Source organism: Pseudogemmobacter hezensis (genome assembly GCF_013155295.1).
In the GTDB taxonomy this organism is placed as follows: Bacteria; Pseudomonadota; Alphaproteobacteria; order Rhodobacterales; family Rhodobacteraceae; genus Pseudogemmobacter; species Pseudogemmobacter hezensis.
In genome coordinates this window covers 19,198-32,254 of sequence record NZ_JABJXT010000013.1, presented here as the reverse complement: position 1 = coordinate 32,254, position 13,057 = coordinate 19,198, and the positions used below count along the sequence as shown (strand labels likewise).

General features: G+C 64.5%; 14 protein-coding genes. 8 read left to right on the top strand and 6 right to left on the bottom strand.

Going from position 1 to position 13,057, the window contains the following annotated elements; genetic code table 11:
• Nucleotides 1-43 precede the first annotated feature (43 nt).
• Together HOY34_RS14620 and HOY34_RS14615 are read left to right on the top strand one after the other, a co-directional pair.
• Complete coding sequence (locus HOY34_RS14620; protein ID WP_172364135.1) at nt 44-1,399, top strand: phospholipase D-like domain-containing protein; 1,356 nt, start codon at nt 44-46, stop codon at nt 1,397-1,399.
• Nucleotides 1,396-2,130 (top strand): endonuclease/exonuclease/phosphatase family protein, encoded by a 735-nt coding sequence (locus HOY34_RS14615; RefSeq protein WP_366926963.1) that lies wholly within the window; start codon nt 1,396-1,398, stop codon nt 2,128-2,130. The genes HOY34_RS14620 and HOY34_RS14615 overlap by 4 nt, the downstream gene beginning before the upstream one ends.
• 33 nt (nt 2,131-2,163) lie before the next feature.
• Here HOY34_RS14615 and HOY34_RS14610 read toward each other — a convergent pair whose 3' ends face one another.
• On the bottom strand, nt 2,164-3,069 hold the full coding sequence (locus tag HOY34_RS14610; protein WP_172364133.1) for a DUF6625 family protein: 906 nt from the start codon (nt 3,067-3,069) through the stop codon (nt 2,164-2,166).
• Between the two features lie 52 nt (nt 3,070-3,121).
• The gene (locus HOY34_RS14605) at nt 3,122-4,108 is read right to left on the bottom strand and encodes a 2-hydroxyacid dehydrogenase (RefSeq protein ID WP_172364131.1); all 987 of its coding nucleotides are present in this window, start codon (nt 4,106-4,108) and stop codon (nt 3,122-3,124) included.
• A 482-nt stretch (nt 4,109-4,590) separates the two neighbouring features.
• On the opposite strand from HOY34_RS14605, the gene HOY34_RS22145 reads away from it, so the two are divergent.
• From HOY34_RS22145 to HOY34_RS14585, 4 genes are all read left to right on the top strand, one after another.
• Nucleotides 4,591-5,055, top strand: coding sequence for an SH3 domain-containing protein (locus tag HOY34_RS22145; RefSeq protein WP_253944483.1), 465 nt, complete (start codon nt 4,591-4,593; stop codon nt 5,053-5,055).
• Nucleotides 5,056-5,181: 126 nt separating this feature from the next.
• A complete protein-coding gene (locus HOY34_RS14595) occupies nt 5,182-6,123 on the top strand; it encodes a cation diffusion facilitator family transporter (protein WP_172364301.1) in 942 nt (313 codons plus the stop codon).
• A 232-nt stretch (nt 6,124-6,355) separates the two neighbouring features.
• On the top strand, nt 6,356-7,081 hold the full coding sequence (locus HOY34_RS14590; protein WP_172364127.1) for a TetR/AcrR family transcriptional regulator: 726 nt from the start codon (nt 6,356-6,358) through the stop codon (nt 7,079-7,081).
• Complete coding sequence (locus HOY34_RS14585) at nt 7,081-8,250, top strand: pyridoxal phosphate-dependent aminotransferase (protein ID WP_172364300.1); 1,170 nt, start codon at nt 7,081-7,083, stop codon at nt 8,248-8,250. Before HOY34_RS14590 ends, HOY34_RS14585 begins: the two co-directional genes overlap by 1 nt.
• A 22-nt stretch (nt 8,251-8,272) precedes the next feature.
• Here HOY34_RS14585 and HOY34_RS14580 read toward each other — a convergent pair whose 3' ends face one another.
• Entirely contained in the window at nt 8,273-9,418 is a 1,146-nt protein-coding gene (locus HOY34_RS14580; RefSeq protein ID WP_172364125.1) for an MFS transporter, read from the bottom strand.
• A gap of 270 nt (nt 9,419-9,688) precedes the next feature.
• On the opposite strand from HOY34_RS14580, the gene HOY34_RS14575 reads away from it, so the two are divergent.
• Nucleotides 9,689-10,294, top strand: a complete 606-nt coding sequence (locus HOY34_RS14575) for a 50S ribosomal protein L25/general stress protein Ctc (protein ID WP_172364123.1) — start codon at nt 9,689-9,691, stop codon at nt 10,292-10,294.
• A gap of 107 nt (nt 10,295-10,401) precedes the next feature.
• Here the strand turns inward: HOY34_RS14575 and hmuQ are convergent, their stop codons facing one another.
• Together hmuQ and HOY34_RS14565 are read right to left on the bottom strand one after the other, a co-directional pair.
• Nucleotides 10,402-10,716, bottom strand: coding sequence for a heme-degrading protein HmuQ (gene hmuQ, locus HOY34_RS14570; protein WP_172364121.1), 315 nt, complete (start codon nt 10,714-10,716; stop codon nt 10,402-10,404).
• A 121-nt stretch (nt 10,717-10,837) separates the two neighbouring features.
• Nucleotides 10,838-11,533, bottom strand: coding sequence for an FkbM family methyltransferase (locus tag HOY34_RS14565; protein WP_172364119.1), 696 nt, complete (start codon nt 11,531-11,533; stop codon nt 10,838-10,840).
• Nucleotides 11,534-11,688: 155 nt separating this feature from the next.
• Here HOY34_RS14565 and pth point away from each other — a divergent pair, with 155 nt between their 5' ends.
• Nucleotides 11,689-12,414, top strand: coding sequence for an aminoacyl-tRNA hydrolase (pth, locus tag HOY34_RS14560; RefSeq protein ID WP_172364117.1), 726 nt, complete (start codon nt 11,689-11,691; stop codon nt 12,412-12,414).
• A 57-nt stretch (nt 12,415-12,471) separates the two neighbouring features.
• On the opposite strand, the gene HOY34_RS14555 is transcribed toward pth, so the two are convergent.
• Nucleotides 12,472-12,873 (bottom strand): tellurite resistance TerB family protein, encoded by a 402-nt coding sequence (locus HOY34_RS14555; protein ID WP_172364298.1) that lies wholly within the window; start codon nt 12,871-12,873, stop codon nt 12,472-12,474.
• Nucleotides 12,874-13,057 lie beyond the last annotated feature (184 nt).

The following is a 13,057-nucleotide window of genomic DNA, read 5'->3' as shown; positions in this document are numbered from 1 at the left end:
GGGGCCATGCCGATAGCATCGGCCAAAACCCCTGCGGAGGCCTATGTATCTGCTGTTTGAACATCTGCTGATCGTTCTGGGCGTTCTGGCGGTTGCCAGTGCCATGATCCTGGCCCTGCAGGCGCGGCGGACGCCGCAAAGCTCGGCCGCCTGGATCCTCTTCATCATCATGGTGCCCTATATTGCGGTGCCGGTCTTTCTGGTGCTGGGCTTTCGCAAATCCGGGCGCAGTTTTCCCGCCATCCGCTTTTCGCCGCATCCTTCGGTGCCCAGTGTCGAGGCGCCGCATCTGGCGCGGGTCTTTGCCAGCCTGGGCGCACCAGAGGCGGTCAGCGGCAATCAGATCACCCTGCATGAAAGCCCACAGGCCGCGAATGAGGCCCTGCAGGCGGTGATCACTTCCGCCCGCGAGCGGCTGGATATTCTGCTTTACGTGCTGGCCAATGATGACAGCGGGCTGCGGTTTCTGGCGCAGCTGACGGCGCGGGTGCAGGCGGGCGTGAAGGTGCGGCTGTCGGTTGACTGGCTGGGCAGCCTGGGCCGCCCGCGCAAGGCCCTGCGTGAATTTGTCCAGGCCGGGGGCGAGCTGCGCTATTTCTCGCCCATCGACCATTTCACCGATACCGCCCATCTGAATCTGCGCAACCACCGCAAGCTGGTGATCGCCGATTGCCGCCGCGTCTGGTCGGGCGGGCGCAATGTCGGCGATGATTATCTGGCATCCCCCCCGGGGCAATGGGTCGACCTCAGCTTCAGTGCCGAGGGCCCGGTTCTCGATGCTTTCAACGCGGTCTTTGCCTCTGACTGGGAAGTGGCGGGCGAGCCACTTGACGCCCCCTTCCCGCCGCCAAGCCCCCCCGCAGGCCAGGCGCAGCTGCAGCTGGTGCCCGCAGGCCCGGATGAGCCCCAGGATGTGCTGCACGACGGGCTGGTCGCCGCGATTTATCGCGCCCGCCAGCGGATCTGGATCGCCACCCCCTATTTCGTGCCGACCGAGGGGCTGGCCCAGGCCCTGGCCACCGCCGCCCGGACCGGCGTTGATGTGCGGATCTTTTTGCCCGCGAAATCAAACCAATGGACGACAGACCTCGCCCGTGGCCCCTATATGCGGGCGCTGGCACCCACGGGGGTGCGTTTTCTGCGCTTTCGCCCCGGCATGATGCATGCAAAGGCCGGGCTGATTGATGATGCGGCCTGGATCGGCTCGGCCAATTTCGATGTGCGTTCGATGCTGCTGAACTTCGAGCTGACGGTTTTCGCCTGGGATCAGCCCACCGTCACCGCCGTGACCCGCTGGTTCGAGCGCCTGCTGCCCGATTGCGAAGAGGGCGTGGCTGAGGCAAAACTGCCCAGACGCCTGATCGAGGGCGTCTTCCGACTGGGGGCACCGATCCTGTGAGCACCATTCCTGAGACCAGCAATCCTGCGAACCATGACCTGCGGTCGCTGCGCGTGGCCAGCTACAATATCCGCAAGGCGCTTGGTACGGACAGGCGTCGCGATCCGGCGCGGGTCTTGCGGGTGATCGCCGATCTGGGCGCAGATGTGGTGGCGCTGCAAGAGGCTGATCTGCGCCTTGGCCCGCGCCGCCCGGTCTTTGAGCGTGACGAGGTGTTTCGCCGCACCGGGCTGCTGCCCGTCGATTTCGACCATGGCCGCGAGTCGCTTGGCTGGCACGGCAATGCGCTGCTGGTCTCGCCGGGGTTTGAGGTGATCTCGCGCAGCCACCACGATCTGCCGGGGCTGGAGCCGCGCGGCCTTGTCTCGGCGCTGCTGGCGCGGGGCGATCAGCGGCTGCGGGTGGTGGGCGTGCATCTGGGCCTCTTGCGCCATTCACGCCGCAGGCAACTGTCAGCACTGCTGGATATGCTGCCCGAGGAAGACAACACCGCCATGCTGATCGCCGGTGATTTCAACGAGCGTTCGCTGCAGGTGGGCCTGGGGCGGCTGTCGAAACGCTTCCGCATCCTTGCGGGCGGGCCGACCTATCACTCACGCCACCCGGTTTTCGCGCTGGACCGCATTGCGATTTCCGACCGCTTCACCGAAGCCGAGGCCTCGGTCTATCGCAGCCATGAGGCCAGCCGCGCCTCAGACCATCTGCCGCTGCTGGCGGATCTGCGGCTCTGACATGACCGCGTGCCGGGAAACCTGGTGCTGTGATCAGAGCAGCCTGATTCCGGCCGCAGAAATGGTAAACCCCTTCTCTGCGGCCTCACGCCAGTCGCATTGCATGATCTGCGGCAGCTGCGTCCAGGGCGCCGGGCGCAGATGCTCGGGCAGCCAGCGGTCGCTGTTCCAGAACATCAGATGCAGATAAAGCGGCGGCGCATTGGGATCCCCATGTGAAAGCACACCGTCTTTCCACTGCCACAGAGCCGGGCTTTCGGCATTGCGGGGCCAGCGCTCGGTGCCACCCGGCGTGGTGTAACGTTCAGCAAAGAGGTATTTCCACGACCACAGCCGACGCGGGTCAAGCCGCCGCAGCAGGCTGCGCGGACGAATGAGATGGCTGAATTGTCGTTCATCAATCCCGACATGCCCGGGCCGCGAGAAAAGCTGCTGCCAATCGGGAATTTCGCGGAACAGCTCGCGCAGCTCTTGCGTGTTGCGAAAGATCGAAAGATGCCCGGAAAGCCGGTTTCTCAGCGTGGAAATCACATCATAACGTGCCAGCGTAATATCGGTATAGACCTGGGTCAGATCACCGAAAATGATATCAAGATCGCAAAAGCCCCAATGTGAATACCCCAAGAGATGCTCTGCAAAAATCGCGCCATAGGCCGGTTTCAGGTCACATAGCTTGTAAGGGGTAACCGCCGCCGCATCGATCTTCAGCCGGGCGGCCAGATCCTCCCTGAAGGCATCGAAAGACTGTCTGACAAAATGCACATTCGTGGCCTGGTTCTCAGGAAAATCCTGGTCAGTCGGGATAAGCCAGTCAAATCCTGCGTTCCACCTGCAGGATTCAACAAAGAGATTGATCCACTCCGGCCAGGGGCCAAACCATGGCGAAATCAGCAGAACCCGTTTGGGGCGCTCTGCCGATTTTGCAGTATTGCTCAGCATCTGTTCAGTGCCTTTCCCAGCGGGGCCGCGCCTGCTCTTTCGCTTATAGCCGTCAGAGCATCCCCGGCACAACCTGATCCGGTGGGCGGTGGCCGTCTGCGAAGGTCTTGATATTGATCAGGACTTTTTCGCCCATTTCGATCCGACCCTCGATGGTCGCCGAGCCCATATGCGGCAGCAGCACGACATTCGGCTCTTCGCGCAGGCGGGGGTTGATCTCATTGCCGCGCTCATAAACGTCAAGGCCTGCGCCCGCGATCTCGCCCGCCCGTAGCGCGCGTGTCAGCGCGTTCTCGTCGATCACCTCACCGCGAGAGGTATTCACCACCACCGATGCAGGCTTCATCAGCTTTAGCCGCCGCGCGTTCAGCAGGTGGAAGGTCGAGGGCGTATGCGGACAGTTGATCGAGACAATATCCATCCGCGCCAGCATCTGGTCCAGGCTTTCCCACCAGGTCGCCTCAAGTTCCGCCTCGATTTCGGGGCGCACGCGGCGGCGGTTGTGGTAATGCACCTGGCAGCCAAAGGCCCGGGCGCGGCGTGCCACCGCCTGGCCGATCCGCCCCATGCCCAGGATGCCAAGCCGCTTTCCGGCCAGACGCGAGCCCAGGAAGGCCATCGGCGTCCAGCCCTCCCATTTGCCGCTGGCCATAGAGGCGATGCCCTCGGGGATGCGCCGCGTCACCGCCATGATCAGCGCCATGACCATGTCGGCGGTGTCCTCGGTCACCACGCCCGGGGTGTTCGAGACAAGGATACCGCGCGAGCGCGCCGTTGCCACATCGATATGGTCAACGCCCGCGCCGTAATTGGCGATCAGCTTCAGCCGCTCGCCCGCCTGGCCGATCAGGCCCGCGTCGATCTGATCGGTGATCGTGGGCACCAGCACATCGCAGCTTTGCATGGCGGCCAGCAGCTCTTCGCGGGTCATTTTGGTGTCGGGATCGCGCAGGCGAACGTCGAACAGCTCTTTCATTCGCGTCTCGACCGGCTCTGGCAAGCGTCGCGTCACAACAACAGTCAGGCGTGGCGATGGCATGGTCTCTCCCTCAACTCTTCCATCAGGCGCATCTTAGGTGCACAGTGGGGTCAAGGGGCGCGAACCACAAGCCCCAGTAAAACGAACATCGAAAGCGACGGGGCCAACCCCGCGAAGAGCAGGCGCGAAAGATGACCCAATCTGACAGCACAGCCCCCGGCGGGCGATCGGTTGCGGCACCCCGGATAGCGGTGGCGGTTCCGGGGGTGGTTTCAGGCACAGCTTTGGCGGCAGCTTCGGAACATACGAACGTCAGCGCTGCGCGGATCAGGCCTTTGCGGGCCCGGATTGGGGCGGCACTGATTGCGGGCCTTTGTTCGGCCCTGGCGGCCGGTTTTTCGGCAGGCGTGGTGGCTGCACAAAGCGCCGAGACCGAGGCCGCGATCGAAAGCGCCGTGGCTGCGGCATCTGCGGCAACCTCGGCTGCAGCCTCCGGGGCGGCCTCTGCGGCGGCGTCTGGCACAACCGCCCCCGCCACCAGCCTGCCCGCAAGGCCAGCCACACGCGAATGCCAGCCCAATATCGGCTGCGTGACCAACCTGCCCCTGCCGCGTTTCGTCTCACTGAAGGGAGATGAGGGCAATGCGCGGCGCGGCCCCGGCCTGACCCATCGCATCGACTGGGTCTTTACCCGCCCGGGCATGCCTTTGCGTGTGACCGCCGAATATGAGAACTGGCGCCGCGTCGAGGATCAGGATGGCGCAGGCGGCTGGGTGCATTACGCACTGCTGTCAGGGGTGCGCTCGGTGCTGATCACCACCGATATGGCCGAATTCCGCGACGCGCCGCGCGCCGACGCCCGCGTCGTCGCCCAGGCCGAGATGGGCGTCGTGGCACGGGTGCTGCAATGCCAGCCCGAATGGTGCCGCATCTCTTCGGGGGGCGAGCGCGGCTGGGTGCAAAAATCCGCGATCTGGGGTGTGGATCCCGCTGAGATTATCGACTGACCTTCCAGCTGGCCTTCCAGCGGGCCTCTGCGCCGATTAGACTGCGGGCTGCAGGATGCGCCCTGCCCCCCTTTGCCATGGGTTAACAGGCAAAAGGGAAAATCAACCATGCCAAAAGGTGCCCTGATGTCCTTAGACAGGCCCCAGACCAGCCCGGATCGCCCGCAGCCTGACCCGCAGCCGCATAAATGGTTAAGCCTTTCGGCGGGGATCGCATCGGTGCTGGTCGCCTCGACGCTGGTGGGGCTGAAGCTTTGGGCGGTGCTGGCGACCGGGGCGCTGTCGGTCGCGGCCTCGCTGGCCGATAGCGCGGTCGATCTGGTGATGTCGCTGGCGGCGGCGACGGCGATCCTTTACGCGGCCCGCCCCGCCGATGATGACCATGCCTTCGGCCATAGCTCTGCCGAGGATCTGACGGCGCTGGCCCAGGCGCTGCTGATCCTGGGATCGGGGGCCTATATTGGCTGGTCGGCGTTGCAGCGCATGATCAGCGGCGACAGCGGGCCGATTGGGTCAGAGGCAGGCGGCACGCTGGTGATGGTCGCCTCGATCCTGCTGACGCTGGGGCTGGTCTGGTGGCAGGGACGGGTGGCGCGGCTGACGGGCAGCCGTGTCGTGGCGGCGGACAGGCTGCATTACTTAGGCGATCTGGTGCCTGCGGTGGGCGCGATCATCGCGCTGCAGGCCTCGCAGCATCTGGGGGTGCGCGGGCTTGATTCCTGGGTCGCGCTGCTGGCGGCGGCGATCATGGTGATGGGGGCCGCCCGCATCGGCAAGGCCGCATGGGACGCGCTGATGGACCGTCGTGCCGACCCTGCGCTGATCGCGGCGATTGCCGATCTGACCCGCAGCTGGCCCGGTGTGCTGGGCTTTCACGACCTGAAAACCCGCACCAGCGGCAGCCGGGTCTTTGTGAATCTGCATATCGAGCTGGATGGCGAGCAAAGCCTGCGCGACGCCCATGCCATCGGCGCGGCGCTGCGGCGTGAGATCCTGGCCCGCTGGCCCCAGACCGATGTGATTATCCACAAGGATGTTGCTGCAAAAGACGGCCAACCCGGCACCTGAACCCGGCACCTGCCCCCTGGCACCTGCCCCCCCCGGACACCTGAACCCCTGGCACCTGAACCCCGGCCGCCCTTTTTCTGCGCAGTCATCCATCCATGCAGGGGGGCTTTGCCTTCAGGGCGGACCATAGCTTGCCAACCGGCGCGGGTTGTGCAATTCTTCGCTCGTATAATTGATCAGGCCCGCCCGTGCAGGGCGCGTCTGATCACAGTGCCCCGGGCGAAAGGACCAGATGGATAAGTCAAGCCCGTCCGCCCCGGCACCTTCGCAATCAGACGCCGCCCCGGGCATCCCGGAACGGCGGCGCTATATCCGCGACACCGAAGAGAACCGCCGCGAGGCACTGATCCAGGCGGCGCAGTCGCTGGTGGCAGAGGGCGGCATGCAGGCCGCGACTGTCAGGGCGATTGCCGCCCGCGCCGGGGTGACGCCAGGGCTGATCCGCCATTACTTCAACTCAAAGGACGAGCTGCTGCGCACCGCCTATGTCGCGCTGATGGACGGGATGACCGACACGGGCGAGGACGCGCTTTCGGCGGTCGGAACCGCGCCCGACGAGCGGCTGGCGGCTTTCATCGCGGCCACGCTGCGCCCCCCGGTGCTGGACCCGAGGGCCGCAGGACTCTGGGCGGGCTATCTGCATCAGGTGCAAAGCGATCCGGGGCTGCTGGCGCGGCATGAAAGCTCTTATCTGCGGTTCCGCGACCGCCTTCAGCAGCTGATCGCCGATCTGGGCCGCGATGTGCCCCCGGCCCGGCTGCGCAGCGAGGCCATCGCCTGCAATGCCACGCTGGACGGGCTTTGGCTGGAAGGTTCGATCCTGACAAATCACTTCGCGCCGGGCGAGCTGATCGTGATCGGCCTGCGTTCGGTTGGTGCAATTCTGGGCGTCGACCTGATGGGCTTTGACACCTTTATTCCCGAGATCGGGATCCACCAGTCACAAGAGGGTAAATGATGCGCTATTCCGCGGTTCATGAGCGGCTGTCCGGGCTTGGATCAGCCAAATGGGCGGTGCACCGTCTGGCGCGTGAGATGAAAGCCCAGGGCACCGCGATAATCGAGCTGACCATCGGCGAGCCGGATTCCCCCACCCCGCCAGAGATGATCGAAACCGCCCGCGCCGCCATGCGCCCGGGCCGGCTGGGCTATTCCGATGGCCGGGGCGAGCCGGGGCTGCGCCGCGCACTGGCCGAACGCTACAGCACAAGGCGCGGGCGTGAGATCGACCCCGATCAGATCATCTGCCTGCCCGGCACCCAGACCTGTCTTTACGCGATCTTCCGCACCCTGGTCGAAAATGGCGATGAGGTGCTGCTGGGCGATCCGATGTATGCCACCTATGAGGGGCTGATCCGCCAGACCGGGGCGGTGCCAGTACCAGTCGCGCTGCGCCCCGAGCACGGCTTTCGCCTGCAGGTCGCGGATCTTGAGGCGGCAATCACCGAACGGACGCGGGTGATTTTCCTGAACACCCCCCACAATCCGACCGGGGCGGTGCTGACGCGCCAGGACATCGCGGCCATCGGGGCCCTGGCGCAAAAGCATGATCTGTGGCTGGTCTCGGATGAGGTCTATGAGGACCTGGTCTTTCCCGGCGTGACCTTCACCTCGCCGCTGGAGCTGCCTGAACTGGCAGAGCGCAGTGTCTCGGCGGCCTCGATCTCGAAATCACATGCGGCGCCTGGCTTTCGCTCGGGCTGGGTTGTGGGGCCGAAGGAATTTACCGAAAGGCTGCTGCCACTTTCAGAAGTCATGCTTTTTGGCAGCCAGCCCTTCCTTGCCGATATGACCGAACTTGCAGTTTCCAAACCTTCGCCGATTGCGGCGGGGATGGTCGAACGCTTTGCGCGTCGCGCCGGGCTGGTAGCGGATATGCTGGATGGCAAGGGCGGGCTGCGGGTGCATCGCCCCGAGGCGGGGATGTTCGCACTGGTCGATGTCAGGGCCACCGGGCTTTCGGGCCAGGACTTCGCGCTGGCCCTTTTGCGCGAGCGCCATGTCGCGGTGATGCCCGGCGAAAGCTTTGGCGCGGGCCTCAGCGGCTGGCTGCGCCTGTCACTGACCCAGCCCGATGAGGATATAGCCGAGGCCTGCCGCCAGATCCTTGATTTCGCAGGCCCTTGATTTCGCGGCGAGCAGACAGCCCTCAGCGTGAGGCGGCACGCCTGAACAGCGGCGCCAGCACGAAAACAAAGCCCAGCATCAGCGCGGCGAACACGAAAGCGCCGCGCAAAGAGAAAGTGCCCGCGATCAGGCCCAAAACCGGCGGGCCGACGAAATAGCCGAAATATCCAAAGAGCGTGGCCCTTGCGACAGCGCGGGCCCGCATCCCCTGGGCTGCATGCTGGCCGACCAGCGAAAAGGCGGTCGGCGCAATGACCGAGGCCCCTATCCCCATGACGACAAAGCCGAAATAGGCCATGGCCGGGCTGATGGCCTGTGAGGCGATCAGCGCCCCCACCGCCGCAATCCCGGCCCCCGCCATCAAAAGCCGGAACGGATCTACCCGCGACAGCGCCCCCTGGCCCAAAAGCCGGGCGATCCCCATGGTCAGCGCCATGGCCGCCGGGCCAACCGCGCCCTGCTCGGGGCTGCCGCCAAGGGTCTTTTCGATATGCAGCGCCGACCAGCCCTCGGCCGCATTCTCGGTCAGGAAGGCGACCAGCACCATCGCGCCACCAATCACCGGCATCATGCCAAGGCCGGGCCCGCCCGCCTCGGGGCGCTTCAGCCCATGGATTGTGCCGTCACGCTCGGCCGTCAGCAGTGCGAAGATCAGCGCGACAAGGCCCATGGTGCCCAGCACCCAATCCGGCCCCCAGCCCATCGCCCGCAGCTGGCCGGTGGCAATCGCGCCCCCCGCATAGCCAAAGGAATAGGCCGCATGGGCAAGGTTCATCAGATGCAGTTTGCGCGTCGTCTCCAGCTCGGCGGTGCGGGCATTCATCAGCACATCGGTCAGCCCGGTGCCAAAGCCGCAGCACATCATCGCCAGCGGGAAGGCCCAGGCCACGCTGACCTGGCCTGGCAGCATGAAGGCCAGCGCCATCACGCCCGCGGCCAGCGGCAAAGCCACCCGGCCCAGCCGATGCCCGATCATCGGTGCCAGCAGCATCGCCGTCACCGCCGCCAGCGGCGTGAACAGCATCAGCCCGCCAAGGCCCGCCTCATCGACATTCAGCTGCGCCTTCAGATCCGGCAGCACCGCTGCAAAGGATCCCCAAAGGATGCCCATTGCCGCAAAGGCAAACATCACCGCCCTGGCACTGGCCAGTGTTCTGATCAAAGACATGCCGCCTCCTGCGCTGATTGCAGCCATGCCGTGCGGGGGCCTGGGTTGTCCAGCCCGCCAGCGACACCTTTCGTGCGGCGGGTGACGCATCGGGGCCATCCGCCCCCCTCCCCGCAGCCCCCATGGCCCTTCTGTTGCGGCAATGCTTTCTGCAATGCCTGCGGGCAGGATGCATTTTCGCCTTTCCCTGAAGCGCATTCCCCGCTATAGGCCGCCCACCCGCCATGCACCCTTGGAGGATGGCGGCTCATTCATATCTGGAGAATACCTATGGCACGCGAGATCCCTGATCTTCTGGCCGTGGTGCGGACGGGGACAGGCAAGGGGGCCGCCCGTCAAGCCCGTCGTGACGGCAACGTACCTGGCATCATCTACGGCGACAACAAAGAGCCGACGCCGATTGCGGTGAACTACAACTACCTGCTGAAGAACCTGCGCAAGGGTCGCTTCCTGCAGACGCTGTTTAACCTGAAGGTTGAAGGCCAGGCTGATCAGCACGTGATCTGCCGCGGCGTGCAGCGTGATGTGGTCAAAGACCTGCCGACCCATGTCGACTTCATGCGCATCCACGACAATTCGCGGATCAACCTGTTCATCCACGTTGATTTCATCAATGCGGATAAAGCACCTGGCATCAAGCGTGGCGGCACCCTGACCGTCGTGCGCGCCGAGGTTGAGCTGGAAGTTCTGGCGTCCGACATCCCGGACCACATCACCGTGGACCTGGAAGGCAAGCAAATCGGCGATGTGATCCACATCAATGACGTTGTTCTGCCCAAAGGCGCCAAGCCCACCATCGACCGCAACTTCGTGATCGCAAACGTCGCAGCACCCTCGGGTCTTGCTGCTGGTGGCGACGACGAAGCTGAAGCCTGATCTGCAACAGATCAGCGCCGAAGGTGCGAAAGACAAAACGGGGGGCATCTGCCCCCCGTTTTCGTTTATCCGACATCACGCAGACGAAAGGGGCCTGAAACGCCCGTTCAGACGCCGATGAATTGCACAGATTCGAATATTTCCAGCTTTGGATGATCCAGGATCACCCCCTTATGGCCGCCCGCGCTGCCATGGGCAGAGCGGAACGCCTCCGAGCGGGTCCAGTCGCGGAATGCCGCCTCGCTTTCCCACATCGTATGTGAGGCATAAAGCCTGACGCCATCGGCCTCGGCGCCTTTCATCAGGTGAAAGCTGATGAAGCCGGGCACCTCGGGCAGACGGGTTTCGCGGTTTTTCCAGATCGCCTCGAAGGTGGCCTCTTCGCCCGCCTTCACGTTAAAGCGGTTCATCGTCAGATACATGGGGCACTCCTGCAATTTCCCGGGGGCCTGGGGGCCGATGCAGACAACGCCCCCCGCCTAGGGCTGCGACTGTCACCCGCGCCCAAACCGCCGTCAAGCAGCGCCCGCCTTCAGGTGAGGTTCAGGCCGCGTTAAGGCGGCGAAACACCACCGTGGCCCCACGAGAGCCATCGGCCTCATAGGCGAATCCCTGGTTTGACAGGCCGTCGAACAGGCGCTTTGTCCCCGCAGGGCCGTAAACGGCAGGATGGATCTCGGTGATGATCAACCGCACAGAGGCGGGCATCGGGGCGGCGAGCGCGTCAATCTCGGCCCCCTCGATATCACAGCTGAGCACAGTTGGCTGCAGACGCTGCAGCAAAGGGGCTGAGGCCAGCGCAGGCACCTGAACCACCTGGGCATTGGGCCCCCATGCCGCCCCCATGCGCAGGCCAGAGGCCCAGAAATTGCGCCGCACCCCGAAATCAACCGCCTCATCCGTGACCTGATCGCCCGTCACCGCCGCATGGATCAGCTTTGCCGCACCATAGCCGTTTTGCTGCAAATTGGCGCGTGCCATATCAATGGTCTCAGGTCCGGCCTCGACGCCGCAGACCGATTGCGGCCCGCATATCCGCGCCGCCAGCGCACAGAGAAAGCCGATCCCCGCCCCGAAATCGACAAAGCGATCCTCTGGGCGCAGGTGCTTTTCCAGCGCGCTTGCCTCATTATTTTCATAGCGCCCGGTCTCCAGCGCCTGGGCCAGCCGCCCCTGGAACGCCTCGGGCGGAAGGGACAGGCGAATGCCGCGAATGGTGAAGTGACGCAGTTCTGCCATGGTCATTCCTGTCAGGTTGAGCGCGGGCGCAGCGGGCGCTATAGAGACACACTGATGAACAAAGGCCACAGGCTCCTGCCGGATCCAGGCCCCTGCCATGCCACCGCTGCCTGCAGATCTGCCCGGCCGTTGCGATGCCTTACCAGGAGACCCGTATGAAACTCTTTGTCGGCCTTGGCAATCCGGGCACACGCTATGCGGGAAACCGGCACAATATCGGCTTTATGGCGCTGGACCGGATCGCGCAGGATCACGGCTTTGGCAGCTGGCGCAAGGCCTTTCAGGGCGAGGTCGCCGAGGGGCGGCTGGGCGCAGAGAAAGTGATCCTGCTGAAGCCCGCGACATTCATGAACCTGTCCGGGCAGTCGGTGCGGGCGGCGATGGATTTCTACAAACTCGGCCCCGATGTGCTGACGGTCTTTCACGACGAGCTGGACCTTGCGCCGGGGAAACTGCGGGTCAAGCAGGGCGGCGGACATGCCGGGCACAACGGGCTGCGCTCGATCCACGGGCATATTGGTGAGGCCTATCACCGCGTCAGGCTGGGGATCGGCCATCCGGGGCACAAGGATGCCGTCGCCCATTACGTGCTGAACGACTTTTCCAAAGCCGACCAGACCTGGCTGGATGCGCTTTTAAGCGGCATCTCTGACGGTGCAGCCGCGCTGGCGGGCGGGGACGCGCAGAAGTTCATGAATGCGGTAAGTTTGCGCACCGCACCGCCCAGGTCCTCAAAGACCGTGGCAGAGGCGAGGGAAGAGACGAAGGCAGAACCAGCGGTCGTAAAGGTGGCCCCTGCGACGAAAGCCGAGAACAGGCCTGACACCACCGCCCCCGACAATCGCAGCCCCTTGCAAAGGCTGGCGGATCGCTTTCGCTAGGCACTTTTACGGTGACAGGCGGCGGGCCGCGCGAAGGGGGCCGCGCCGCAAGGCTGATCAGGGCAGCAGGTGACGAACGCGGGCGCCCCATTCGATGGCCGCCGCATGCAGCCGGTCAATCCCCAGCTCTTCGCGCAATTCCTCAAGCATGCGCAGCTCTTCCTGGCTGTGGCGGCCATCTGCCGTCACCACATCGCAGGCCAGCGCATAGGCGGTCTCATGCAGCCTTTCGGGCAGCGCCGAACGCACCAGGCCGAAGAACGCATCCAGCCCGTCCTCGACCTCAAAGAGATCGAATACAACCTGGGCCACGCGGCGCATCCGGTCGGGGTCATAGCCCGAGAAGACCGGCATGAAATTGACCATGTTCTGGATCGCCACCAGCTCGGCTGTGCGCATATTCTGGTCTGAGGCAGAGCAGGCAATCATCACAGCCACCAGCGCATCCTGGGGTGACATCGACGGCAGGACGGGCTGGTTCAAACGCTTCACTCCGGTGACATTCTGGCGCTGAATCTAATGCGCCTTACCGCTTGCGGCAAGAGCGGGCCGCGCCCCGGTAAAGCGTCAGCTTCCGGATCCTTCCCCCTTGCCCGCCACAGAATCACAGGGCAGAGTTCTTTGCGTGGCAATCCTTGGGGGA

What these genes read in the sequence shown, in the direction of transcription:
- HOY34_RS14590 (WP_172364127.1), top strand. Translation starts at nt 6,356, where the DNA reads ATGGATAAGTCAAGCCCGTCCGCCCCGGCACCTTCGCAATCAGACGCC.
- HOY34_RS14555 (WP_172364298.1), bottom strand. Translation starts at nt 12,873, where the DNA reads ATGTCACCCCAGGATGCGCTGGTGGCTGTGATGATTGCCTGCTCTGCC.
- HOY34_RS14610 (WP_172364133.1), bottom strand. Translation starts at nt 3,069, where the DNA reads ATGCTGAGCAATACTGCAAAATCGGCAGAGCGCCCCAAACGGGTTCTG.
- HOY34_RS14575 (WP_172364123.1), top strand. Translation starts at nt 9,689, where the DNA reads ATGGCACGCGAGATCCCTGATCTTCTGGCCGTGGTGCGGACGGGGACA.
- HOY34_RS14605 (WP_172364131.1), bottom strand. Translation starts at nt 4,108, where the DNA reads ATGCCATCGCCACGCCTGACTGTTGTTGTGACGCGACGCTTGCCAGAG.
- pth (WP_172364117.1), top strand. Translation starts at nt 11,689, where the DNA reads ATGAAACTCTTTGTCGGCCTTGGCAATCCGGGCACACGCTATGCGGGA.
- HOY34_RS14580 (WP_172364125.1), bottom strand. Translation starts at nt 9,418, where the DNA reads ATGTCTTTGATCAGAACACTGGCCAGTGCCAGGGCGGTGATGTTTGCC.
- HOY34_RS14565 (WP_172364119.1), bottom strand. Translation starts at nt 11,533, where the DNA reads ATGGCAGAACTGCGTCACTTCACCATTCGCGGCATTCGCCTGTCCCTT.
- HOY34_RS14585 (WP_172364300.1), top strand. Translation starts at nt 7,081, where the DNA reads ATGCGCTATTCCGCGGTTCATGAGCGGCTGTCCGGGCTTGGATCAGCC.
- hmuQ (WP_172364121.1), bottom strand. Translation starts at nt 10,716, where the DNA reads ATGTATCTGACGATGAACCGCTTTAACGTGAAGGCGGGCGAAGAGGCC.
- HOY34_RS14620 (WP_172364135.1), top strand. Translation starts at nt 44, where the DNA reads ATGTATCTGCTGTTTGAACATCTGCTGATCGTTCTGGGCGTTCTGGCG.
- HOY34_RS14595 (WP_172364301.1), top strand. Translation starts at nt 5,182, where the DNA reads ATGTCCTTAGACAGGCCCCAGACCAGCCCGGATCGCCCGCAGCCTGAC.